The following is a 22565-nucleotide window of genomic DNA, read 5'->3' on the forward strand; positions in this document are numbered from 1 at the left end:
ATGGTTGAGAGTATTGATCGCAAATTAGAGCACCACGGGGCAGAGCTCTCTTTCAAAGAAAACATGTCTTATGGCGATTACCTTCGTCTTTCCGATGTACTGGGTGCGCAAGCACCTCTAACTGAAGCTCATGATGAACTGCTGTTTATCATTCAGCATCAAACAGCGGAACTTTGGATGAAGTTGGCGATCCGTGAGATGTCGGAGGCTTGCACTGCTTTGGCAGAGGATGAGTTTGCCGAGGTCTCAAAGCTGATGGCCCGCGTCAACAAGATCTTCGCGCAGCTCAACAGCGCGTGGGACATTCTACGCACCATGACGCCAAGCGATTACACCACGTTTCGTGATAGCCTTGGCAAGTCATCTGGATTCCAAAGCTACCAATACCGTGCCATCGAATTTGTGGTCGGTAACAAAAACCCGGCTCTGATGAAACCACATGAGCATATGCCGGAAGTATCAGCATGGCTTCGTCAGATTTATGAGGCACCGGGCATCTATGATCAGATGGTGCGTGCTTTGGCGCGTGCAGGCTTCGAAATCTCCGATGCGGTACTCAACCGGGACGTCACCGAGCCATATACAACTGATGCGTCAGTTCAGAAGGCTTGGGAAATAATATATCGCAATCCACGTGATAATTGGCATTTCTACGATCTCGCGGAGAAGTTAATCGACTTTGAGGACTTTTTTCGTCGGTGGCGATTCAATCACCTTACAACCGTAGAGCGTATTATTGGAAGCAAAATGGGCACTGGAGGCACATCAGGGGCACCGTACCTGAAAAAAATGTTGGATACTGTGCTGTTTCCAGAACTTTGGCAGGTGCGCAGTGATCTGTAAGATTGCTGCGAAAATTAATCAATTTATGAAATTATTTTGTTCTAAAATCTCTACAAACTGCGCATATAAGTGGAATTATCTATATGTTTCAGGCAATATATGCGCAGTTGAAGCTGTTTCCTCGCAACTTATGGGAAGGTTGTTGGGAGATGGAATCTGGAAAGTTTCACTCAACTTGTCCAGATAGAACCATGATAATCGAGTAATTAGGCTGCAAATGGCGCGGACTTCTGCCTTGAAATAACATGCTACTAAGGGCATTAGGTAGGTGCTTGACAACAATAAAACGCCAGTCCTTTGCAGTCTGGGGGGATAATAATGCTGGAAATCGAACAGCTGTCGAAGCAATTCGGCGGGTTTAGAGCCGTCAATAATTGCTCATTTTCGGTTCAAAAGGGCACAATCACAGGTTTAGTCGGTCCAAATGGAGCTGGTAAAACCACAACGTTTAATCTGATTGCCGGTGCCCTTCAGCCAACTGCTGGAAAAATCAAATTTTTGGGAGAAGATGTAACGCGCCTCAGCTCTGATCAGCTGTTTCATAAAGGCTTGGTACGTACATTTCAGATCCCGCATGAGTTTCATCGTCTGTCAGCTCTCGAAAACCTCATGTTGGTTCCGCCCGCTCAAAAGGGTGAGAGCTTATTCCAGAACTGGCTCAGCTTTGGCAGCGTGAAAAAGCAAGAAGAAGAAGTACGCCAGAAAGCTTTAGAGACACTGGAGTTTCTGGAACTGTCTCATGTTGTAAATGAGCGTGCAGGTAATCTGTCCGGTGGACAGAAAAAGCTTCTCGAGCTTGGCCGTACAATGATGACCGATGCAAAGCTTGTTCTGTTGGACGAGCCTGCCGCAGGTGTCAACAGAACATTGCTACGCCGCCTTGAAGACAAAATCCAAATCCTGAACCAGGAACGTGGCTACACATTCGTTCTGATTGAGCACGATATGGAGATGATCGAGAAGCTCTGCGATCCGGTCATCTGTATGGCGGAAGGCTCGGTTCTGATTGAAGGTGATTTCCAGACCGTTCGTTCTGATGCGCGGGTGCTTGAAGCCTACCTCGGTGAAACGGTTGGGGAGGCTGCACTCTAATGACGTCTCAAGCAATTGCAGAGCAACCAATGTCAAAGAACTCCGTGCAACAAGAATACTCCGGCAAACCAATCCTCACCATGACAGGTGTTCGTGGCGGATATGGCGATGCAGACATCCTGCAGGGTGTCGACATGCAAGTGACCGAGCAGGAAATTGTTGTAATTGTTGGCCCGAATGGAGCTGGCAAATCGACTGCGATGAAGGCGATCTTTGGCCTTCTGAAGGTTCGCGGAGGTTCTATTGTCGTCAATGGAACAGATATCGCGGGCTGGAAGCCAAACCGTATTGTACAGCACGGTGTTTGTTACGTCCCTCAGGTCAACAACATCTTCCGTGAGATGACCATTCACGAAAATCTCGAAATGGGGGCCTTCCTACGGAAAGGTGACATTTCTAAAAGCTTGGAAAGGGTCTACACCCTGTTCCCTGATCTCAAAGAACGCCGCAATGCGTTGGCTGGAAACCTGTCAGGCGGTCAGCGTCAAATGGTGGCAATGGGCCGTGCATTGATGCTCAACCCGTCATTGCTCTTGCTGGATGAGCCGACCGCTGGTCTCTCTCCAAAATACATGGAGCAGATTTTTGAGATCACCCGCAACCTGCGTGATGCAGGTCTTTCGATCTTGCTCGTAGAGCAGCACGCCAAGCAAGCATTGGCATTTGCTGACAAAGGCTACGTTCTTGCAGCTGGTAGCAACCGGCATGAAGGAACGGGGCAGGAGCTGCTCGCAGATCGTGAAGTTGCTGAAATGTTCCTCGGCGGGTAATAAGGGAAAATCCAATGCCATTTATGGAATTCGTCAATTTTTACCTCATGCCGGGGATCGTACTGGGCTCAATTTACGCTCTGGGCGCAGTTGGTATCACGCTGGTATTCGGTATTTTGAGATTTGCGCACCTTGCGCATGGTGACCTCGCAACGCTTGGCGCATTTGCGGCCCTCGGCGTGGTGACCATCTTCGGGGTAAGCCCTTGGGTTGCTCTTCCCGTTGCTATGGTTGTGTGCGCGTTTATGGCGATCGGCATCGACAAACTATTCTACGACTACCTCTCAGAGCGTCCAAAGATCATCGTGGTGATGTCCTCACTAGGTATCGCTCTCATGTTGCGTGCCGTTGTTCAGGTGGTCTGGGGTGTTGATACAGAAACCTATACCCGTGGTATCGTCAGACCAGATGATTACTGGGGCATCCGCATCCGTGATCGTGAGATCTACACTATCATCGCAATGTTTGTGATCGTTGGCGTGTTGTGGGCGTTCTTGCAGAAAACCAAGTGGGGCAAGGCCATGCGTGCCATGTCCGACAACCCGGATCTTGCGCTGCTTTCCGGTGTTGATAATCGCAAAATCACAATGTTGACTTGGGGCATCGTCGGCGTTCTGTGCGCCGCTTCTGGTTTCTTCCTTGGCATCAACACAGAACTGAAACCGCTCATGGGCTGGACGATGCTTCTGCCAATGTTCGCAGCTGCAATTCTTGGCGGTGTAGGGCGTGTGGAAGGTGCAGTCATTGGCGGCTTGATTGTTGGCATAGCTGAAGAGACATCTGTTCTGTTTATCCCGGGAGAGTACAAGGCCGCCATGGCGTTTGCGATCCTCCTGCTCATCCTTCTTGTGCGGCCAACTGGCTTGCTCAAGGGTAAAGTTCTGTAGGGGGAGAAGAACCATGGAACTCATCGGTCTGCTTAACTATGCGGTGTTCATGGCGATCTTTATCGGCATTTACTCCCTTCTGGCTCTCGGTCTTAATATTCAATGGGGCTTTTCAGGCCTCTTTAACGCAGGTATTGCGGGCTTCTTCGCTGTTGGAGCTTATTCATCTGCGCTGCTCACGGCACCAGAATCCGCTGTCCATCTGGGTGGCTACCAGCTGCCCGTTGTTGTGGGTTGGATCGGTGCGATGGTCGCTGCTGGCGCAATTGCATGGCCAATCGGCAAAGTCTGCTTACGCTTCCGCTCTGATTATCTGGCAATCGCGACAATCGGCGTGGCGGAAATCATCCGTTTGGTCGTGAAGTCAGAAGGTTGGATGACAGGTGGCGCACGCGGCGTGAATAAGATCCCGCGTCCATTTGGTGATCTGTCCTATCTGTATTCCCAGCTGGCTTATCTTGCTCTGGTCTTTGCCATCGTGCTCGTCGTGTACTGGGCTATCGAGCGTCAGATTTCAGCTCCCTGGGGCCGCATGATGCGCGGTATCCGTGACAACGAAGATGCGGCAACGGCAATGGGTAAGGACATCAAGGCGCGTCGTCTGGAAGCATTCATCTTCGGTGCTGCTGTGATGGGGCTTGGTGGTGCGCTGTTTGCTCACTTTAACCGTTCCATAACCCCTGAAGCCATCGACCCGATGATCGCCACATTCCTGATCTGGATTATGTTGATCCTTGGTGGCTCAGGTAACAACCGCGGTGCACTTCTCGGGGTTGCCGTTGTCTGGATCATCTGGTCTGCGTCAGAGTTTGTAACGGATCAGCTGCCAACAGAATACGCCATCAAAGCTAAGTACATGCGCGTGTTTATCATTGGCTTGCTTCTGCAATTGGTCCTCCGGTTCAGACCGGAAGGGATCTTGCCGGAACCTCAGGGAACCGCTGGCAGTCCAGAAGTCAAAACCTTTCAAAAACAAGAAAGTGCAGCGAAATAACGCCAGCACTCGTGGAAATCAATTTTAACGCCCTGGTCAATCCGGATAGTATTTGAAACAGGGCTCTTTGGAGGTGAACTGATGCTTAAGAAAATCGCATTGGCAGCAGGCTTGTTCAGCGCTACTGCACTTGCATCCAACGCTGTTCAGGCTGATGTAAAAGTCGGTCTTCTGGGAGGTATTTCTGGTCCAATCGCGGCTATGGCTCCACCAATGCTGGACTCTGCTAAACTGGCTATCCAGCAGGTGAACGAGCAGGGCGGTATTCTGGGTGGCCAGAAGCTTGAAGCTGTTGTGGGCGACAGTGCGTGTAACCCGCAGAACGGCGTGGATTCCGCAACCAAGCTGGTAAACATTGAACAGGTTGCGGGCCTTATCGGTCCACACTGCTCTGGTTCAGTTCTGGCTGTTGCGAACTCTGTGACTGTTCCTGCTGGTATCACGCTGATCACACCATCAGGGACTTCCCCTGAAATCACAGGTCTGGAAGATAAAGGTCAGGTATTCCGTACAGTACCTTCCGATGACTTCCAGGGCCGCTCACTCGCACGTACGCTGTTGAACCTCGGCACTAAGAAAGTTGCTGTTGCCTACCTTAATAACGACTACGGCAGTGGCCTCGCAAATGCGTTCAAAGTTGAGTTTGAAGCAAACGGCGGTGAGATTGCTGGATATTCAGCACACGAAGAAGGTAAGGCATCTTACCGTTCCAACCTTGCTGAGCTGTCCCGTGGTGGCGCAGATACGCTTGTAATCTTCGATTACGGTGACGGCACTGGCCTGACCATCCTGCGCCAGGCGCTGGAAAACGGTTTCTTCACCAACTTCGTTGGCGGCGATGGCATGAAGTCAGATGCAATCATCCGTGAACTCGGAGCTGAAAATCTGACCACATTCATTGCTTCTTCTCCAGTAGGCGAGAAGTCCAACAGCCTTGAGCTCTTCAACGAAGCGTACAAAGCGGTTGGCGGTAACCCGGATGCAATCTTCGTATCCAACTCCTACGACGCTGCATTCCTGATGGCTCTGGCTCTGGAAAAAGCTGGTGGTGACGCTGCTAAGGTTTCCGAGGCAATGGCTGCTGTGTCCGACGGACAGGGTGAAGCTGTTCTTCCTGGTGAATGGAAGAAGGCAGTTGAGCTGATCGCAGCTGGCAAAGACATCGACTACAAGGGCGCATCTGGCGACCTGAACTTTGACAATGCTGGCGACGTCCCTGGTTCTTACGGCCTGTTCAAGGTCGAAGGCGATGCATTCGCGCTGCAGCAGGCTCTGAACTAAGGCTCAGAACAGTCAAATAAGGAAAGAGCCGGCCTCATCTCAGGCCGGCTTTTTCATAGCAAACTTCTCACTTAGTAAGAATCAATTTGCCAAGTTTCGTGATCGACAATCGGTAGTTATCTTCGCGATGGGAGATTGTGATCTCGCGCTCATCGCCAAAGAGTGCCTTGCTATCAACAGTGCGCTCATGTGGCTGACTTTGTGAGCTTTCCTGAGCTTTTTCCATATCAGTCATTCGCCTCAGCCTTTCCCCAATTTTGGCTAGCGTGGATGGTCGCGATACCCTCAAGAGCTAGGGGGACTCTATCGCGTTTATTTCTTGACTTTCATATTCATGTTTTATTACAAGTGCAATGCCTACTCAATAATTGCTGGAGATCGCGTCCTCCCGCAAACCGTCCTGGAGTAGGATTTGTATCGATGCGCAAGCCAGCTGTTACTCTCTCCCTCAACAGCCAGCCAGCCCACGATATCCTTGATATCTGCGACTGATTTGCATTTGCAACTAGGTCTTAATTTTTGGGTTGGGGTCCTATGAATAAGTTGGTTAAGCTGTTTTCACTTGCTCTTGCTGCCTTGTGGATAACGCAAATAACTGCAGCTGAAGCAGCAAACACGACAAGAGAACCAGTGATCGCTCTCCAGTTGAACAAAGCTGAGACCACTCAGAACGGGTGTCGTGTAAGCCTTCTTGTTCGCAATCACCTTAAAGATGAGATCAATCAACTGGCGTTGGACTTGGTAGTCTTTGATAGTACAGGCGGAATTGCTGATTTCCTGAGCATGAAGACAGGTCGTCTTCCTTCCGGAAAGACGCGAGTTCAGCAGTATGACCTCCCATCCAGCAGTTGTGCTGACATCTCGTCATTGCTCATCAATGATGTCAGCCAGTGCGAGGGAGCTGAAAATGTATCTCCGGCTAGCTGCTTAGACTCATTGAATGTATCCTCTCGCGCTGCGATAGAACTAACACTCTGAACCGCTGCCGAACTGAACTAGAAAAACAACGAGATTTCCAGAATGAATGCCATGATTGAAAACCTGGGCCTGACCGCAGCAATAACACCTTTTATGGATCTGCTTGCAAAAGGTGGTGTGGTTGTTGGGTTGCTGCTGGTTGTCAGCGTACTTGCTCTAACAATTGTCATTGCAAAACTCTGGCAATTCTGGATTGCGGGCGTTGGTCGTCATCGCAAAGCTGAGCAGGCTGTAGCCTTCTGGCGTGTTGGGAAGCGTGATCAGGCCTACAGAATCGTGGTAACAGATCGCTCTCCGGTCTCCGATGTTCTGGCACATGCCATGCGTGGCCTTATGAAACCGCAGGTGCCTGAAAAAAGAGTCCGGGAAGATGTCGAGCGCGTTTGCTTCACGCATCTCGCGGATCTCCGCAGTTATCTGCGAGCATTGGACATGATTGCTCAGATCGCTCCTCTACTCGGTCTGTTCGGAACTGTGCTTGGTATGATCGGGGCGTTTCAGGCTATGGCCGACGCTGGGTCGCAGGTCGATCCATCTACTTTGGCTGGTGGCATCTGGGTTGCGCTGCTGACAACTGCCGTTGGTCTGGCCGTTGCAATCCCGGCTTCCGTGATGCTGTCACTGTTCGAAGGCCGCATCGAACGAGAGCAGAGCGCAATGGAAAAGATCGTCACTGAACTCTTCACCGGGGCAGTCACGTCCATCGCTACTCAAACTGAAGAAGCGGAACAGGTTGGAACACAGCCACGTTTTGAGGTTGTTCACGATGCGCCTTAGTGAGGCTCCAAAACGAAGTCGTGCGCCTGGTCTCACATCTCTGATTGATGTGATCTTCCTTTTGTTGATGTTCTTTATGCTCGCTTCCACGTTCTCGATATACCAAAAATTGGATGTGACATCGGGAACTGAGGGCGCAGGACAAATGGAACAGTCCCCAATCCTGCTGCAAGTTTTCGCAGAAGGACAGCTGTCGGTGAACGGTGACCGGGTGAAGGTTGAGGCGTTGATTGCGGCGCTCGACAATGCAGGTATCGAAAAAGTACGACCTGTGGCGATCATTCCTGCCAAGGATTCTACTGTGCAGGATGTCGTGAGTGCGCTTGAGATGCTTAAAACAGCAGGCTGGTCAGCGACGATCGTTGGCAATTGAATTCAGAATATTGCGAAATAAGAAGTTTAAAGAATGCGTCTGAAGACAAAACCACAAAAGAGGACATTTGAGAACACGATCCCATTGATCAATATCGTGTTCCTGATGCTCATCTTCTTCCTCTTTGCAGGTTCAATTGATAGAGACGATGCAAAAAACGTGAGCCCTGCAGAAACGCAGGAGCAATCCAGTCGTGAGCTTATTGCCGGAGCGCTGATTATCGCTCCTGATGGATTGATAACCCAAAACGAACAGCCAGTTCTTGTTGAGGATCTGATACCGCTGGACGGTAATAAAGACCCTCTGATGGTTGTTGCTGACAAGGCACTGTCTGGTCAGACACTTGCCAGAACCCTTGCCGCGCTGAAAAAACAAGGTTTCTCTGATATTACATTGGTCACTGTAAGGGCTGCCCAATGAAGAAGAGCATTCGCAGGAAAATCGGTGGTTCAGCCCTCACGACCGCCTTACTCGTGTCTGTCAGCGTTCACGCAGCTGGGTTTGCTTGGTTCTATACACGGGCTCCTGAAGTTCAGGTTGCCTCAACACGGTCAACGTCACTTTCTGTCGTCGGGTCGATTGAGGATCTTATTGCAGGTTCTAAGGAAGTTGTTGAACCGATTGAGCCGGACCAGCCAGATGAAGTTGAGCCTCGTGAGATTGAAACTCCGATAGAGCAAGTCAAAGAGATTGAGTCTGTTGAGCCCATTGAGCTGGCTAAAGCAGAGATCACACCAATCAAACCGATTGCAACGCAGGCTGTGAAACCATTACCAGAACCTGTTGCTGAAGGTGTTACCATCAAGGCTGAGATTGAGCCAATCAAGCCAAAAGAAGAAATTAAGCCGCTCAAACTTGAGCTTCAGCCCGAACAAATCAAACCTGCTGAGGTGCAGGAGATTAAGCCCGTTGAAGTTGCAAAAGTTTTGCCTGTTAAACAGGAAGAAGCCAAATCAGCTCAACCAGAAAAACTGGATTTGGTAAAACAGGAAACACCTGAAGAGACGAAGCCGGTAGAAAAGAAGATAGCTGAACCCGTTGACGAAAAGAAAGAGCTTGAGGCAAAGCCTGTTGAAACTGAAGTTGCCGCAGTAACGGTTCCCGTCCCGCGAGCAGCGCCGCCACGTCCCAAGCTGCTGCAGAAAACTGCCAAGAAGGCTCCACCAAAAGCCAAGAAAGAACCTGCCAAGAAAGCAGGTAACTCGGATGTTAATTCTGCTCGTGGCTCCAAGGTCGCCCGTAAAGGCTCCAACACCTCAAAGAATGGCAACAACATCGCAGGCTCAGGCGATATTGCAGGCAATGCAGCGACGAGCAATTACTGGGGCAAGGTTCGAGGTAAAATTGAACGCGCTGCCTATAAGAGATATCCGCGACGTGAAAAGCGCCGGAATAAATCTGGTCAGGTGAGTGTTAGTTTTACATTACATAGCAACGGGACTGTTACTGGTGTCTCAGTAACTAAGTCGAGTGGAAATGATCGGTTCGATCAAGCTGCGGTCAAAGCGATTAAGGCTGCTTCACCATTTTCATCTTTCCCACCATCGATGAAAAGCAAATCTATCAGGCGGACACTTCCAATCAGGTTTCGAGTAAACTAACAAAAAAGGCAGCGAATGTTCGCTGCCTGATCATCTCGTCGCTGATGACGCGCTTACTCAGCAGCAGCCATATTCTTTGGCAGAAGTGGGTCTTCAATCTGCAACAGGTGGCGAATGCTCGCACGGTTGTCAGCAAGATCTGCAATCGTGCACTTGTCGAGCACACCGAGGAATGCTTCCAGCGCTTCATGCAGAACAGAATTGAAGCCGCAGTGGTTGACGAGCGGGCAGTCCTGACGGCCACTGTCAAAGCACTCAGCAAGAAGGAATGACTCTTCAGTTGCACGTACCACCTGTCCTACACTGATTTGCTCAGCTGGACGTGGCAATACGATACCACCGTTACGCCCTCGGATGGTTTTCATCAGATCAGCGTCAACGAGCACCTTCATGATCTTGAAAAGGTGAGTTTCTGACATGGAAAACGAAGCCGCGATCTCAGCAACTTTGCTTGGCTTGCCAGGATTTGCCGCACAATACATCAGGGCACGTACAGCATAGTTGGTTTGTTGAGTGAGTCTCATAATATTAGCTATGCGTCTTCCGGTGTCTGTCGTCAATAAAAATATGCATCTCTAACTCAACAATAAACCATTCCCAGTTTAGAGTCATTAAAAACTTTGTCGGTGCTGGCAGCAAACCCGACACCGTTCTTTTGCCAGTGCACGCGCAAAATATATCTAAATCCAGCTGATCCTACAATAATCACAGAGCAAATATCTGGCGTGAGAAACTCGTCATTTATTCAGCAAGCTAATGGTGATACAGCTCAAATATGAGAGTGAACACGACGGACGCAATTGAGTTCCAATGAAGATTTCAAAACAAAGCCTTGAGGAGCAAGCCGCAGATTTTCTGAGGCAGCAGATTTTGGCGGGTCATTATGTCTCAGGCGACAAGCTGACGGAAAGTACGCTTGCAAAAGGTCTGGAGCTTTCACGCACAACCGTGCGTATGGCGTTGAACACACTCTCGAGCGAAGGACTTGTCTCGCAAAAGCCTTATGCTGGGTGGAGCGTAACGACGCTGACGGACCACGATATCTGGGAAATCTACCATCTTCGTGTCGCGTTGGAGAGCCAGGCTGCTCAAATGGCAGCTGAGACCATCACGCCGGAAAAGGCTGTTCGGCTGCGTAAGGAGCTGGAAGTCTTCAAGGAGATCTGCCAGCAAGACGGTGTCTCTCTAACAGAAGTCACGTTCTATGACTTTGAGCTTCACAAGCTAATCATTGAACTGAGTGAAAGCGCACGCTTGGCGCACATGTACAAGAGCGTGATCAATCAGCTTTCAATCTATATTCGTATCACGCACTTTGACTTTGATATTGAAGACAGTGCGAACACCCATGTCGGTTTAGTGGAAGCCATTTGCTCTGGCGAGGCGGAAAAAGCCCGCAAGCTCGCTATTGAGAACATCAGTACCTTCACTGAAATGGGCCATAAGCTGAAACATGAACATGTTAAGCTGGCGACTGATGACTGATGACTGATAGTACTTGAAGATTTGAGATAGTCATAAAAAAGGGCGGCCCGGAGGTCGCCCTTTTGCTTTGCCTGAGGAGGAAGCTTATTCCGCAGGAACAGCACCAGCTGCTTCGCGGGACTGCCGGAGAATATCTTCGCCACTTGTTAAAGCGAAGTCCTCACGCATCCACTTGATGAATCCGTAAACCATATAGCTGATGATAAACATCAGTGGGATAGAGGTTACGATGGCACATGTTTTGATGGTGTTCAGTGGGGCGTCAATGAACATCATCGCAAGTGGAACTGCAGCCAGCATCACACACCAGAACAGGCGCAGCATTGGAGATGGCTCTTCGTTCTCTTTCAGACCCTTTGTAGAAGCCGCTGCCATGGTGAAGGCTGCAGAGTCCAGAGTGGTTGCCAGGAAGAGAACGGAGACCAGCGCAAACAGAACGATGAAGATCGCGCTGAGTGGCAGGGTGTTCATGACCTGAACAATCGCCTGATTTCCTTCGCCGGAAGCTACAAGACTAGCAACATCAACAAGACCGGTTACGTTTGCTGACTGAGACAGACCACCAAGGATACCGAAGAAGAAGAAGCAACCAGCACTACCGCTCAGCAGCATGTTCGTGATGACGCCACGGATACTACGACCCTTGGAGATTTTGGTCACGAAGATGGATACGAACGGAGTGTAGGTGATCCAGTAGAGCCAGTAAAAGATTGTCCAACCTTCTGGGAAGCCGCCATTGTCAACCGGATCAGTGTAAAGGCTCATGCGGATGAAATCCTGGATCATGATGCCAAGACCATTCACCGTAGACTTCGCAATGAACATTGTTGGGCCAACTAGGAACACAGCAATACAGAAGCCGATTGCCAGATATGTGTTCATGGAGCTGATACGCGCCATACCCTTCTGAATGCCCACATATGAACTCAGAGAGAAGAATGCGGAGATAATCAGTATCAGAACCAGATTCACATTGAAGGTTGGTTCAATACCGATCAGAGAAGACAGGATCTCAGAAACCATCGGCACAGACACACCAAGTGTGATGGAAAGTGCACCGAAGATAGTGAAGATGAAGATCACGTCAATCACACGGCTGATCAAGCGCCAAAGCGGAGTGATCGGCTTGTCACCGCGGATAGCAGTACACACAGCTGAAAGGCTGAGACCAGGGTTCTTGCGAACATGGAAGTGGTAAGCAACTGGCAGAGAGACAATGCAGTAAGCTGCCCAGGCGCTGAAGCCCCAGTGGAACAGGTTGTAAGCAGTGCCCAGCTCGTAAGCCGCAGTCGTACCAGTCTGAACTCCTAGAGGAGGGGCGTTGAAGTAATATGCCCACTCAGTAAAGGCCCAGTATACTGTTGCAGAACCCAGACCTGCACAGATCATCATGGAAACCCATGCGAACGTGCTGTACTCAGGGCTACCCTCACCTAGACGGATATTGCCGTATTTGCTTATACCAAGCGCAGCCAGAAAGATAACTGATCCAAACACAAGCAGCAGCACAGGCGTGCCGAAGATCGCATTGAATGTACCGAACAGGTAGTTGGCTATCTCGTTGCCCTTTTCAGGGAAGATTGTCAGGCCAGCAACAATGGCGATGACAAACCCCAGACTTATTGAAAGCAGTAAGGTGTCTAATCTTTTCCCAGTGTTAGACATTTATTATTCCTCCATCTTCAAGCGTAAGCAGGTTGTGCATTCACTTGATATTTTTTGATTAGGTCTTCGTTCAGCTCGATCCCAAGGCCTGGGCGATCAGGAACAACAAGCTGCCCCTCAGCGAAGACCACTGGCTCTTTAGCCAGCCCGTTACCCGCAACAAGCGGACTATTGCTCTGGGAGTATTCCATCAGGTTTCCTTGCTCGCAGGAGGCAAGGAAATGCACAGATGCAGCAAGCAGAATGTCTGTGCTGAACCCATGAGGAATGAGTTGGACACCGCGCATCTGCGCCATGTCATAAATCTTGCGCATCTCGGTGATGCCACCACAACGCGTAATGTCTGGTTGAATGATGTCTGGCTCACAACGCTCCAGCATGTCGTGGAATTCACGGCACGTGGTCAGAGCTTCACCGCCAGCTATCTTTTGAGAAGCCTGAGCTCCGAGTTTCACATAGCCACGTTCATCGTCAGCCATGACGGGTTCTTCAATCCAGTGCAGATTGAAAGGTTCCAGACGCTTACACATATGCAAAGCATGAGAGGCAGTGCGCCATTTGGTGGCAAGGTCGATCTGCAACTGTATGTCTGGACCGATTGCTTCACGCACAACGCGTACAATCTCATAATCAGTGTCTGGATCATCACCCAGAATGCCGCCGCCAAATTTCAGGCTGGTGAAGCCCTTTGCGACCAGATCCTGTGCGATCTTGCGGTTGTCTTCTGGGTTATCTGCCGGGATGAAAGTGCCGTAAGCCGGAATCCGATCACGATACTTTGCTCCCAACAGAATATGCAGTGGTACACCATAGTGCTTGGCAGAGATGTCCCACAGTGCAATATCGATAGCGCTCATGGCATGAATGCCAGCACCGCGACGACCAACATAGTTGCTGGACCAATACATCTTGTTCCATAAGCGGCTGATCTCAAGTGGATTTTCGCCGATCAGCAGGGACTTCAGACCCGTGCAATACAAGTTGGACTGCGGTGCTTCAATGAGTGCTGCAATCACGGTTGGCGAGCTGTCTGACTCCCCAAGCCCCACCAGACCAGTGTCGGTGTGGATGCGTACGATCAGTGCATCTTCGCCCCACTCGCAATTTTGTGCGAGCAGCGGGACACGAAGATGGATGACCTCAACATCAGTGATCTTCATTTTATTCTCCCTGATGCGCAGGTCCTCAATGAAGGCCTGCGCGTTGTTTTAATTATTCTGCGGGGATGGAAAGCAAACGCTCGACGCGCTGATCTTTCTGAATGAGTGAGCAGTAAGCGTAGCCAAAGTCTTCGATGGCGGTTTTCTCGCCATTGATCACGCCTTCGAGTGTTTTCAGGATTTGTTCGGAGACATTCTCAAGGCTGTCTTCACCGCGCATGATGCCGGTTGCATCAATGTCGATGTCTTCATTGATCAGCTGACTGTTGCCACTGACGCGGATGACTGGAACAATCGGATTATTGAAACCAGCCCCACCAGTGGTCCAAAGGATCACCTGACAGCCGAGTGCTGCAAAATGCATCGCTGAGCCACCACAAAGCATTGTCGTTTCAGACAAGTACATGCCTGGAGCCTCTGGCTTTTCCAACTTAGTCGCATTGATGCGCAAGATATCCTGAATTGGCCTGGAGCCTGTTTTTGCAAGAGCGCCGAGTGACTTTTCTTCGATGGTTGTCAGGCCGCCAATGCTGTTACCAACACTCATGGTTTCAACCTGAGTGCCCTCAACGTGCCAACGCTTTTCTTCATCACTGATCAGCTGGTCGATCTTCTCAGAGACTTTTGAGGTGATAGCTCGTTCTTTGAGAATATGCTCACAGCCAAGCAATTCCAGAAGCTCACCGGCTACAGCAGAGGCACCCATATCAATCAGCTTATCTGCGGCTAGACCAACACTTGGGTTAGAAGCAATGCCAGAGCTGGTGTCTGAGCCACCACATTTGATACCCACCAGCAGCTTGCTGATTGGAGCATCAACCATCGGTGTTGCATCGGCATGCTCAACGATCTTGGCAATACGCTTCAACCCTTCGCGAATGGTTGAAACTGTTCCGCTTTCTTTAATACAGGTAAGGGTCTCTACAGGACGCCCGGTTGCACGGATTGGCCCAGCCACAAGGTCAGGCGTAATGCTGCCACAACCCATATTGATCACCAGCGCCCCGGCGATGTTCGGGTTGGTCGCTGCGTTGATCATGGTGCCAATCATCTCTTCGTTGCCACCATACATGCAGGTATTGTAATTGGTGACGACAACAGTACCGGGCGTCTTCTCAGAGATCGCACGTGCGATGCCTTCCGCGCACTCATCGGCAGCAATAACCATGATGAGATTGCGGATGCCGACAGATCCATCTTCTCGCTGATAGCCTCTGAACGTCTGCATCAGTCCACCTCAATTTCCATTTGGGTGATGATTTCGTTGATCATCACCTCTGGAATATCCAGATTTAAGCTTCGAATGTTTTGAACGTGAGCAAGCTGGCCCTGAGGAACAGGTTTGATTGCTTTGCCGACTGCGACGCCGCCTTTAATCAGCTGGTCCTCTGGTTTCATGGGGCGCAGTGCGACTTTGTTGCCGAAGGGAATAGCTTGCAGAAGCTCCAGCTCTCCCAAGCTTTCGTTTTGTTCGGAGATCACCAGAACTGTCTCCCCCTTGCTGGCATTTTCCAGCAGGGTTGCAACATTGTCTGCAGCATTAAGGCGAAGTGCCTTGATCATAATGTACTCCGTCGATTGTCCTACAATCGACTATTGCATAAAATACACATCAAGTCTTGAGAAAAATCAATATTGTCTGACAATCGAGATGGCGGGGGAATTAATTATTAAAATTCAGCGACTTAGCTTTGAAAAAATTCGGGTACTGGGGGCTCATGAATGTTCTCAGCTAGGAAGAACTAAGTAAAATCTAGCAGAAATACTGGCTTTTTACAAAAAAACACGGCGCAAAACCAAAAGCTTCACGCCGTGCCACCAAATGAGTCTCCCTGTTCTATCCAGGAAGGGATCAGCTATTTCCCCTAAAGTGGAGAAACGTCGACATAGACCTGATAGTCATAAATCAGAGTGTCATTGCGCTTTAAAACAGCTGAGAAAGGGATCTGGAGTGTGCTTTTGTCATGACGCGTATAATGCACCGCGCCCGTGCAAATGACTGTATCACCAACACTCCAGGCGTCTTTGAGTGTGTGTGACATAGCTGCGATGGATTGGAAAAAGGTTGCATTTGCATCGACAACCTGCTGGTAACCTGAAATCTCACCAAAATTCCCAAGCTGGAACCGTACGTCTTGTGCCAAAAAAGATCCGACAGCCTCAGCGCTCAAAGAGTCAACAGCTTGATAAAGCTTATTGGCAAAGTCGCGTGCATCTACGTGTGTCTTAGTGAGGGATGTCATTTTCTTTCCTATCGTTCTTTTAGGTTGGGAGAGTGGTTGCTGCATCTGAAAGGGCAGTATTCAGGGAGCTCGAAGTTTCGTGAGTTGAATGTGTCCGTTTGTCAGTGCCAGCCCAAAGAACAGAACGGCAATAGCAGCGAAGATGGCCATGCTGATGGGTTCTGAAAACACCAGTGCAGCAACCAAAATGCCTGAAACTGTGGCAAAATATCCGACTTGGCTGAAGCCAACACTGTCCGTTCTGTCTTGAATAAAGAACGTGAGAGCATAGCTCGCTGCACTAAGAAGTCCGATGCCAAGGATGATCCACCAGATGTCCTGGATTGGCTCGACAAGCGCTGGCAGACTATCGCCAAGAAGAAGCAAAGGCAGCAGCAACAGCACTTGAGAGAACATGGTCCCGGTTGCAGTCCCAACTGAGGAGGCGTCTTGGGGATAGGCTTTGTTGCGGTAGATGTTTGCAATTGCCAGCGACAAAGGCATGCCTGTCCCAATCAAAATCCAGATAGGATCAAACTGACTGACTTGAGCGCTACTGAGTGTCACAAAACTAATCCCGGCAAGCCCAACCAAAATCCCGACAAGCCGCTGTGTTGCAATCAGCTTTCCATCGACGATTGATGAGAGCACCGCCGTAATCAAAGGCGATAGAGTTACAAGAACAGTCAAAAGCCAGGCTGGAATATGCTGTAGGACCAGGTATGCAACCAGCGAAGGCACTGTGATCCCAAGAAAGCCATTGATGATGTAATACTTGATATGGCGGCGTTTCAGCGAGAGGCTCTCATGCTTCAGATGAAGCAAGAGGTAGAGGAACAAACCCGCCAATAGTAACTGCGCAAATGTTGCGCTCAGTGCTGTGACCCCAGCTTTTGTCACAAGCTTGGCAAGAGCGTAATTAACGCCAACAATTGCGCCGATCAGGATGATGTAACCTGTTGGATTATTGTGCTTTCCAGTTTCCGTATAAGTTGCTTGACGATCCATTAGGCAGCTCCTTTTTGGAAGACACTGGTCTGGTCGCGACCGTGCGGTTTCAGAAGATCTGGCTGCGGGCCAATTGAAACGATACCTGTGGGATTGAGATGACGGTGGCTGCGGAAATAATGCTCCCGCATACGTTGGAAGTTCACTGTTTCTGCGATACCAGGATACTGATAGAGCTCGCGGAGATATGAGCTGAGATTGGGATAATCTGTAATGCGTCGCAGATCGGTTTTGAAATGTGTCACGTAAACAGCATCAAACCGAATGAGACTAACAAAAAACTTCCAGTCAACTTCGGTGATTTGAGCTCCTGCCAGATAACGCCGAACACTCAGCCGAGCCTCCAAAAGGTCAAGAGCTTCAAAGAGCTTAGAGACAGCAGCATCATAAGAACTTTGAGAAGTTGCAAAGCCAGCGCGATAGACGCCAGAACTCACGTTTTCCTGAATGAAATCAGCAAGCTCATCAATCTCCTCGCGTAATGCTGCTGGATAAAAATTGATGTTTGAGGAAGCCAGACCAGCAAAAGCTGTGTTCTGCATCCGCATGATGTCCGCTGAATTATTGCTGATGATCTTGTTTGTCTTCTTGTCGACCAGGAGAGGGACCGTAAGCGCGCCGGTGTACTGGGGAAAGGCGCGTAAATAGACGTCAAAAATAAATGTGTCTCTTGGAACACCTGCTGCATCATCAAACAAGGTCTGGTCAATCTGCCATCCCTTATCCCCCATGATCGGATGCATCTCGCTGACAGAAATGATCCCCTGCAATCCCATTAATGATCGCATCACCATCACACGATGGCACCACGGACACGCATGTGATGTGTAAAGATGGTAGCGATCTTCTTCCGCAGGAAACTCAGCAGCCACATTCGGTTCTATCCAGTTACGAATATCGCTGCTGATAGGGCGATAGGTTCCGTCACTGCTTTTGGGTTTTTCATGCAGTTGCCCATTGATAAGCATCATAGCCATCGGATTGTCCTCTTCTTCTGAAGAGAACTTAGTAAGTTTCCTATTTCGCGATAATCACCTAATATGGAAACTTGCTGGTGAGAAAAAGAGAACGAATAAGACAGGGCGAATGGAACATATAAATGCAATACCCGTTTTCGTAACGGTGGTTGAGCAAAAGGGATTTGCCGCTGCTGCGAGGCAGCTTGGCGTTTCAAAGTCAGCTGTCAGCAAACGGGTTTCTTTGCTGGAGGAACATCTTGGTGCGCGTCTTCTCCACCGTTCCACCCGCAACATTAGCCTGACTGAAGCAGGAGAACTTTACTACGCTCGCGCGGTAGATGCATTGGCTGCAGCGCAGGAAGCAGAAAGTGCCGTTGCGCAGCTACAGGGCAAGCCAAAGGGACGGCTAAAGATAAATGTCCCAATGACATTCGGCCGGCTACACATAGCTCCGCTGATCCCTAAGTTCTTAAAGAATAATCCAGAAATCAGCATCGATATGATCATGGATGATCGCTTGGTAGATTTAGTTGATGGCGGATTTGATCTGGCAATCAGAGGAGGGCGCCTTCAGGACTCGTCCTTGATCGCTCGAAAAATAGCACCTTGCCGCAACGTGCTAGCAGCCTCTCCCGGTTATCTGGATGAGTTTGGAATGCCAGAAAACCCGAAAGATCTACACCACCATAATTGCTTGCATTACGCATACTTTAGTGACCAGCAAGAATGGACGTTAGAGGGTGCAGACGGACCCATCAAAATTGAAGCCTCTGGCAATTTCCAAGTCAACAATGGCGACGCCCTCACAGTTGCTGTTTTAGGCGGTTGCGGAATCGGTCGACTGACCACCTTCGCAGCAGGTGATTACCTAAGATCAGGAGAATTACGCCAAGTCTTGCCAGAATACACCTTACCAACCCAAAACATGTACGCCGTCTACCCCGCCCGCCAATACCTCCCTACTAAAACCCGCAGCTTCATCGACTTCATCTCATCAGAAATCGGTGGCGATAAACCTTACTGGGATGAGGGGTTGTTCTGACTTAGTGGTTCTTCAAATTCTTTAATGTCTAGAATACACCGAATACACGTGGAACTTATTCGAAATTATCATCAGCTGCCGGCTTGAGTATATTAGTGGACTAAATCCATCAATTTCTTGGCATGCAGTGATAATGGGTAGCTTGATAAAATCAGAAATGCGATAGTTACACCAATCACGCTTTCGAGCGGGCGGGTTAGCATCTTTTAGATACTTGTGATTACAGGATCACCCCAAATACTCCCGCAATGCTTGCGGTGGGTTGTTGAGCAGTTGTTGGGTTTCAGCAGGTGGGTGCGCTGATCCGTCGGCGACGAGGATTGCTTTGTTCGTGATGCGGCGGGCATCTTGTGGGTCATGACTGACCATGAGAAGCGTCGTGCCTGTTTCTGCAACTAGATCTGCGACCAGGTCCAGCATCTCGGCTTTAAGCGCAGGACCAAGGGCCGCGAAGGGTTCATCGAGTAACAGCAGATCACGGTGCTGAACCAATACACGGGCAAGCGCGACACGGCTTTGTTGGCCACCAGACAATTCAGCTGGTTTGCGTGCTCCCATCCCTGCCAGTCCGACCCGCGCAAGGGCTGCTTCTACTTGTTCTTGCTCAGGTTTTGAGAGCTTTCCGTCAGGCCGCAAACCAAGGGCTGCGTTTTGGGCCGCGGTTAAGTGCGGAAACAGATTGCCATCCTGAAACAGCATGGCGATTGGGCGTTTTCCCGGAGCCTGCTTGGTAAGCTCTTGTTCCTTCCAGAAAATGCGTCCTTGCGATAATTCACGGAACCCGGCAATAGCCTCAAGCAGGGTTGATTTTCCTGCGCCTGATGGGCCAATAACGGCAACGCTACTGCCAGCTTCAACGTGCAAATTGGCCTGCAATTGGAACCGGCCATTTGCAATGAGACAAGAGCTAAGCTTCAGCATGCCAGCGACCTCCCCGGTCTAAAATCCAGAACAGTGCCATTGAAAGCACAAGCAGTAAAAGAGCTCCGCCGGCTGCTGCCTGCATTTTGTATGCCCCCATCAAGCGGTAAATCTGTAAAGGCAGCGTTGCAATTTCCGGATCTGCAAACAGGGCAATCACGCCAAGGTCTCCCATGGAAAGTGCCGCAGCAAGCCCCGCAGCAAACCCGATCTGTGGCCGCATACGTGGAATGAGGACACGTGAGAAGAACACCCAGCCTTCCATATTCAGAGACAAGGCCAACCGTCCATGTCGCGAAACCGTATCTCGTGCAGCAGGGACAAGAATGCGAAGTGCAAACGGCAATGCCATCGCCGCGTTGACGAGTGCTGTCACTGGAAGAGCAAGGTCAGACGGGGTTGCCCATGGACGTATAATGATAAACAAGCCCGTTCCGATCACCAGCGGGGATGCCGCTAATCCCAGAATTCCAGCAAGTTCAACCACACTATGCCGGCGAATGGCAATTGCGGCTGCCATAGGCAACGCGAACAGCAACAAGATTACTGTGCTGGCTACGGCGACAGCAACAGAAACGAGGGCCGCCTTCAACACAATAAACGGCACCAGAAACAGACCGCTAAGCCCTGACAGAACAACGGCACTGAGCGGCAAAAGCAAAAACAGCGTTGCAAGTGATATCCAGAGGATGTCTGCAACAGGTGCACCGCCATCCCAGCGCTGGATCGCACGGTCTAGTCCCGCACCAAACCCTTCACCGCGTGAGAGCTTCAGCGCTGCGAAAGCCGCAGCAGCGGTGAGCGTGAGTTGCAATGCAGAAAGCAGCGCGGCACGGCCAAGATCAAAATCGTATGTAAAAGCCTGGTAGATCGCCAGCTCAATAGTTGTCGCCCGCGGTCCACCACCAAGCGTCAGAGCAACAGCAAAGCTTGTCAGGCAGATCGCAAAGATCACAGCCAGTGCACCGGGTAAGGTGCGCGCGAGCATGGGGAGTTCTATCAGCCGAAACAGGGCTTTTCCATCACATCCAAGTTGCGCTGCAAGGCGAAAGCGCTCTGAAGGAACCTCTTGCCATCCCTGCAAAATCAATCGGGTTGCCAGCGGAAGGTTGAAGAAAACATGAGCCAGCACAACACCGTGGAGACCATAGATGCGAATGGATGAAGCACCGAAATAGACAAGCACATCAGATATCCAGCCCGCACGGCCAAACACTTGCAGTAACCCAAGAATGGCGACAATAACTGGAAGAATGAAGGGGGCACCAAGCAGGGCAATAAGCAAACTGCGGCCCGGAAACCGCCGTCGCGCCAGGGCGCGCGCAACCGGCACAGCCAGTGCAACACTGATCACTGCAGAAAGCACAGCCTGAGTGAGCGTAAACTTGAGAGCGGCCCAATCGGAAGAGGAAAAGCCGTGACCCGCTTCAGCTCGCAGAGCAACCGCGGCCAACGTGCCAAGTATGAGTGCCGCGACAAGAAATGCCGCGGCAACACCGGGAAGCGAACTTATTGGCTGAGCGCTTCTAGCCATTCCGGCAGAGCCTCACTTCTAGCAGCAGCAGCTTCTTCAGGCTTAAAGAACAAAGCTTTTTCCGGCACCTGCAGTGTGTCAAAGCCAGCAGGTAAACCACCTTTTGGTGTCACAGCTGGATACATCCAGTTGGTTGTTGGAATGATTGTCTGGAAAGCATCTGAAACCATGAAGTTCAGGAATTTGTCTGCCAGCTCAGGCTGATCAGTTCCGGCAAGCTTTGCCGCTACTTCAACCTGCATGTAATGGCCTTCTTCAAACGCAGCAGTGGTTTTGCTGTTATCTTCCTCGGCAATTAGGTGGTAAGCCGGAGACGTGGTGTAACTGAGCACCATCTCCGCTTCCCCATCAAGGAAAAGACCGTAGGCTTCAGACCAACCTTTTGTAACCGTCACGATGTTATCGGAAAGATCCGCCCACACATCAGCAGCTTCGTCTCCGTAAGCCGCTTTCACCCAAAGCAGCAGCCCGAGGCCGGGCGTAGAGGAGCGTGGATCCTGAATAAGGATCTTGGCATCACTCTTTGCAAGCTCGCGGAAGTTGGTTGGTACGGTTTCGCCAGCCTTGTGTACGAAGGCAAAGTAGCCCCAATCGTACGGCACAAAGGTTTCGTCAGCCCACTCCACTGGCAGTGTGTATTGGGCTTCAACAGTGTGTGGTGCAAACAGGCCAGTTTTCTTGGCAGTCTCTACCAGATTGGTGTCCAGACCCAGCACCACATCGGCATCTGAGTTTTTACCTTCAAGACGAATGCGGGAAAGCAGTGCTGCGCCATCTTCGACGCCAACAAGTTTCAGGTCACACTCGCATACAGCCTCAAACGCTTCTTCCACTTTTGGGCCTGGGCCCCAGTCAGAAACGAAGCTGTCGTATGTGTAAACTGTCAGTTGAGGCTTCTCAGCAGCCATCGCTGATGTTGCAGTGAGTAATCCCGCAGCAATTAACAGATGTTTCAAGTCATCCTCCATTGCGG

General features: G+C 50.3%; 25 protein-coding genes. 13 read left to right on the top strand and 12 right to left on the bottom strand.

Annotated features, from left to right (window positions below):
• From kynA to PsW74_RS09990, 6 genes are all read left to right on the top strand, one after another.
• Positions 1-843, top strand: a complete 843-nt coding sequence (gene kynA / locus PsW74_RS09965; RefSeq protein ID WP_063286810.1) for a tryptophan 2,3-dioxygenase — start codon at positions 1-3, stop codon at positions 841-843.
• Between the two features lie 318 nt (positions 844-1161).
• Entirely contained in the window at positions 1162-1935 is a 774-nt protein-coding gene (locus PsW74_RS09970; RefSeq protein ID WP_057462851.1) for an ABC transporter ATP-binding protein, read from the top strand.
• Positions 1935-2705: an ABC transporter ATP-binding protein gene (locus PsW74_RS09975; protein ID WP_244271718.1), complete on the top strand. Its 771-nt coding sequence runs from the start codon at positions 1935-1937 to the stop codon at positions 2703-2705. Before PsW74_RS09970 ends, PsW74_RS09975 begins: the two co-directional genes overlap by 1 nt.
• Before the next feature lie 14 nt (positions 2706-2719).
• Positions 2720-3592 (top strand): branched-chain amino acid ABC transporter permease, encoded by an 873-nt coding sequence (locus tag PsW74_RS09980; RefSeq protein WP_057462850.1) that lies wholly within the window; start codon positions 2720-2722, stop codon positions 3590-3592.
• Between the two features lie 13 nt (positions 3593-3605).
• Positions 3606-4586 carry a branched-chain amino acid ABC transporter permease gene (locus tag PsW74_RS09985; protein WP_057462849.1) on the top strand — a complete coding sequence of 327 codons (981 nt, stop codon included), beginning with the start codon at positions 3606-3608 and terminating at the stop codon, positions 4584-4586.
• A gap of 81 nt (positions 4587-4667) precedes the next feature.
• Complete coding sequence (locus tag PsW74_RS09990) at positions 4668-5867, top strand: ABC transporter substrate-binding protein (RefSeq protein ID WP_063286811.1); 1200 nt, start codon at positions 4668-4670, stop codon at positions 5865-5867.
• 67 nt (positions 5868-5934) lie between these two features.
• Here the strand turns inward: PsW74_RS09990 and PsW74_RS28335 are convergent, their stop codons facing one another.
• A complete protein-coding gene (locus tag PsW74_RS28335) occupies positions 5935-6102 on the bottom strand; it encodes a hemin uptake protein HemP (RefSeq protein ID WP_082596781.1) in 168 nt (55 codons plus the stop codon).
• A gap of 299 nt (positions 6103-6401) precedes the next feature.
• Between PsW74_RS28335 and PsW74_RS09995 the strand changes: the two genes are divergently transcribed.
• From PsW74_RS09995 to PsW74_RS10015, 5 genes are read left to right on the top strand one after another with little or no spacing between them, the layout of a single operon-like run.
• The gene (locus PsW74_RS09995; protein ID WP_063286812.1) at positions 6402-6845 is read left to right on the top strand and encodes a hypothetical protein; all 444 of its coding nucleotides are present in this window, start codon (positions 6402-6404) and stop codon (positions 6843-6845) included.
• Between the two features lie 51 nt (positions 6846-6896).
• Positions 6897-7622, top strand: coding sequence for a MotA/TolQ/ExbB proton channel family protein (locus tag PsW74_RS10000; RefSeq protein WP_208987921.1), 726 nt, complete (start codon positions 6897-6899; stop codon positions 7620-7622).
• Entirely contained in the window at positions 7612-7995 is a 384-nt protein-coding gene (locus PsW74_RS10005) for a biopolymer transporter ExbD (RefSeq protein WP_063286814.1), read from the top strand. The genes PsW74_RS10000 and PsW74_RS10005 overlap by 11 nt, the downstream gene beginning before the upstream one ends.
• A gap of 33 nt (positions 7996-8028) precedes the next feature.
• Positions 8029-8415: a biopolymer transporter ExbD gene (locus PsW74_RS10010; RefSeq protein WP_063286815.1), complete on the top strand. Its 387-nt coding sequence runs from the start codon at positions 8029-8031 to the stop codon at positions 8413-8415.
• A complete protein-coding gene (locus tag PsW74_RS10015) occupies positions 8412-9596 on the top strand; it encodes an energy transducer TonB (protein WP_063286816.1) in 1185 nt (394 codons plus the stop codon). The genes PsW74_RS10010 and PsW74_RS10015 overlap by 4 nt, the downstream gene beginning before the upstream one ends.
• A 53-nt stretch (positions 9597-9649) precedes the next feature.
• Here PsW74_RS10015 and rirA read toward each other — a convergent pair whose 3' ends face one another.
• Positions 9650-10120, bottom strand: a complete 471-nt coding sequence (gene rirA / locus PsW74_RS10020) for an iron-responsive transcriptional regulator RirA (protein WP_082596779.1) — start codon at positions 10118-10120, stop codon at positions 9650-9652.
• 286 nt (positions 10121-10406) lie between these two features.
• On the opposite strand from rirA, the gene PsW74_RS10025 reads away from it, so the two are divergent.
• Positions 10407-11081: a GntR family transcriptional regulator gene (locus tag PsW74_RS10025; protein ID WP_057462842.1), complete on the top strand. Its 675-nt coding sequence runs from the start codon at positions 10407-10409 to the stop codon at positions 11079-11081.
• An 84-nt stretch (positions 11082-11165) separates the two neighbouring features.
• On the opposite strand, the gene PsW74_RS10030 is transcribed toward PsW74_RS10025, so the two are convergent.
• The 7 genes from PsW74_RS10030 to PsW74_RS10060 all read right to left on the bottom strand — a co-directional run bounded on the left by PsW74_RS10030 (position 11166) and on the right by PsW74_RS10060 (position 18113).
• Positions 11166-12746: a BCCT family transporter gene (locus tag PsW74_RS10030; protein ID WP_063286817.1), complete on the bottom strand. Its 1581-nt coding sequence runs from the start codon at positions 12744-12746 to the stop codon at positions 11166-11168.
• A 17-nt stretch (positions 12747-12763) separates the two neighbouring features.
• A complete protein-coding gene (locus tag PsW74_RS10035; protein ID WP_057462840.1) occupies positions 12764-13906 on the bottom strand; it encodes a mandelate racemase/muconate lactonizing enzyme family protein in 1143 nt (380 codons plus the stop codon).
• A gap of 52 nt (positions 13907-13958) precedes the next feature.
• Entirely contained in the window at positions 13959-15134 is a 1176-nt protein-coding gene (locus PsW74_RS10040; protein WP_063286818.1) for a UxaA family hydrolase, read from the bottom strand.
• The gene (locus PsW74_RS10045) at positions 15134-15469 is read right to left on the bottom strand and encodes an SAF domain-containing protein (RefSeq protein WP_063286819.1); all 336 of its coding nucleotides are present in this window, start codon (positions 15467-15469) and stop codon (positions 15134-15136) included. The genes PsW74_RS10040 and PsW74_RS10045 overlap by 1 nt, the downstream gene beginning before the upstream one ends.
• A 302-nt stretch (positions 15470-15771) precedes the next feature.
• A complete protein-coding gene (locus PsW74_RS10050; RefSeq protein WP_063286820.1) occupies positions 15772-16149 on the bottom strand; it encodes a nuclear transport factor 2 family protein in 378 nt (125 codons plus the stop codon).
• A gap of 60 nt (positions 16150-16209) precedes the next feature.
• Positions 16210-17136, bottom strand: a complete 927-nt coding sequence (locus PsW74_RS10055) for a DMT family transporter (RefSeq protein ID WP_063286821.1) — start codon at positions 17134-17136, stop codon at positions 16210-16212.
• The gene (locus tag PsW74_RS10060) at positions 17136-18113 is read right to left on the bottom strand and encodes a glutathione S-transferase family protein (RefSeq protein ID WP_208987922.1); all 978 of its coding nucleotides are present in this window, start codon (positions 18111-18113) and stop codon (positions 17136-17138) included. Before PsW74_RS10060 ends, PsW74_RS10055 begins: the two co-directional genes overlap by 1 nt.
• Here PsW74_RS10060 and PsW74_RS10065 point away from each other — a divergent pair.
• A complete protein-coding gene (locus PsW74_RS10065; RefSeq protein ID WP_208987923.1) occupies positions 18094-19137 on the top strand; it encodes a LysR family transcriptional regulator in 1044 nt (347 codons plus the stop codon). The two genes, PsW74_RS10060 and PsW74_RS10065, sit on opposite strands and share 20 nt — an antisense overlap.
• 228 nt (positions 19138-19365) lie before the next feature.
• Here PsW74_RS10065 and PsW74_RS10070 read toward each other — a convergent pair whose 3' ends face one another.
• The 3 genes from PsW74_RS10070 to thiB are packed head-to-tail and all read right to left on the bottom strand — an operon-like array spanning position 19366 to position 22548.
• Entirely contained in the window at positions 19366-20058 is a 693-nt protein-coding gene (locus PsW74_RS10070; protein ID WP_063286823.1) for an ATP-binding cassette domain-containing protein, read from the bottom strand.
• Complete coding sequence (locus tag PsW74_RS10075) at positions 20045-21592, bottom strand: ABC transporter permease subunit (protein WP_063286824.1); 1548 nt, start codon at positions 21590-21592, stop codon at positions 20045-20047. Before PsW74_RS10075 ends, PsW74_RS10070 begins: the two co-directional genes overlap by 14 nt.
• Positions 21568-22548: a thiamine ABC transporter substrate binding subunit gene (gene thiB / locus PsW74_RS10080; protein ID WP_063286853.1), complete on the bottom strand. Its 981-nt coding sequence runs from the start codon at positions 22546-22548 to the stop codon at positions 21568-21570. The genes PsW74_RS10075 and thiB overlap by 25 nt, the downstream gene beginning before the upstream one ends.
• Positions 22549-22565: the final 17 nt, after the last annotated feature.

The sequence above is a fragment of the Pseudovibrio sp. W74 genome (assembly GCF_001623085.1).
In the GTDB taxonomy this organism is placed as follows: Bacteria; Pseudomonadota; Alphaproteobacteria; order Rhizobiales; family Stappiaceae; genus Pseudovibrio.

Bases quoted from the DNA above. Each gene is read 5' to 3' on its own strand.
- kynA (WP_063286810.1), top strand. From the start codon at position 1: ATGGTTGAGAGTATTGATCGCAAATTAGAGCACCACGGGGCAGAGCTC.
- PsW74_RS09970 (WP_057462851.1), top strand. From the start codon at position 1,162: ATGCTGGAAATCGAACAGCTGTCGAAGCAATTCGGCGGGTTTAGAGCC.
- PsW74_RS09975 (WP_244271718.1), top strand. From the start codon at position 1,935: ATGACGTCTCAAGCAATTGCAGAGCAACCAATGTCAAAGAACTCCGTG.
- PsW74_RS09980 (WP_057462850.1), top strand. From the start codon at position 2,720: ATGCCATTTATGGAATTCGTCAATTTTTACCTCATGCCGGGGATCGTA.
- PsW74_RS09985 (WP_057462849.1), top strand. From the start codon at position 3,606: ATGGAACTCATCGGTCTGCTTAACTATGCGGTGTTCATGGCGATCTTT.
- PsW74_RS09990 (WP_063286811.1), top strand. From the start codon at position 4,668: ATGCTTAAGAAAATCGCATTGGCAGCAGGCTTGTTCAGCGCTACTGCA.
- PsW74_RS28335 (WP_082596781.1), bottom strand. From the start codon at position 6,102: ATGACTGATATGGAAAAAGCTCAGGAAAGCTCACAAAGTCAGCCACAT.
- PsW74_RS09995 (WP_063286812.1), top strand. From the start codon at position 6,402: ATGAATAAGTTGGTTAAGCTGTTTTCACTTGCTCTTGCTGCCTTGTGG.
- PsW74_RS10000 (WP_208987921.1), top strand. From the start codon at position 6,897: ATGATTGAAAACCTGGGCCTGACCGCAGCAATAACACCTTTTATGGAT.
- PsW74_RS10005 (WP_063286814.1), top strand. From the start codon at position 7,612: ATGCGCCTTAGTGAGGCTCCAAAACGAAGTCGTGCGCCTGGTCTCACA.
- PsW74_RS10010 (WP_063286815.1), top strand. From the start codon at position 8,029: ATGCGTCTGAAGACAAAACCACAAAAGAGGACATTTGAGAACACGATC.
- PsW74_RS10015 (WP_063286816.1), top strand. From the start codon at position 8,412: ATGAAGAAGAGCATTCGCAGGAAAATCGGTGGTTCAGCCCTCACGACC.
- rirA (WP_082596779.1), bottom strand. From the start codon at position 10,120: ATGAGACTCACTCAACAAACCAACTATGCTGTACGTGCCCTGATGTAT.
- PsW74_RS10025 (WP_057462842.1), top strand. From the start codon at position 10,407: ATGAAGATTTCAAAACAAAGCCTTGAGGAGCAAGCCGCAGATTTTCTG.
- PsW74_RS10030 (WP_063286817.1), bottom strand. From the start codon at position 12,746: ATGTCTAACACTGGGAAAAGATTAGACACCTTACTGCTTTCAATAAGT.
- PsW74_RS10035 (WP_057462840.1), bottom strand. From the start codon at position 13,906: ATGAAGATCACTGATGTTGAGGTCATCCATCTTCGTGTCCCGCTGCTC.
- PsW74_RS10040 (WP_063286818.1), bottom strand. From the start codon at position 15,134: ATGCAGACGTTCAGAGGCTATCAGCGAGAAGATGGATCTGTCGGCATC.
- PsW74_RS10045 (WP_063286819.1), bottom strand. From the start codon at position 15,469: ATGATCAAGGCACTTCGCCTTAATGCTGCAGACAATGTTGCAACCCTG.
- PsW74_RS10050 (WP_063286820.1), bottom strand. From the start codon at position 16,149: ATGACATCCCTCACTAAGACACACGTAGATGCACGCGACTTTGCCAAT.
- PsW74_RS10055 (WP_063286821.1), bottom strand. From the start codon at position 17,136: ATGGATCGTCAAGCAACTTATACGGAAACTGGAAAGCACAATAATCCA.
- PsW74_RS10060 (WP_208987922.1), bottom strand. From the start codon at position 18,113: ATGGCTATGATGCTTATCAATGGGCAACTGCATGAAAAACCCAAAAGC.
- PsW74_RS10070 (WP_063286823.1), bottom strand. From the start codon at position 20,058: ATGCTGAAGCTTAGCTCTTGTCTCATTGCAAATGGCCGGTTCCAATTG.
- PsW74_RS10075 (WP_063286824.1), bottom strand. From the start codon at position 21,592: ATGGCTAGAAGCGCTCAGCCAATAAGTTCGCTTCCCGGTGTTGCCGCG.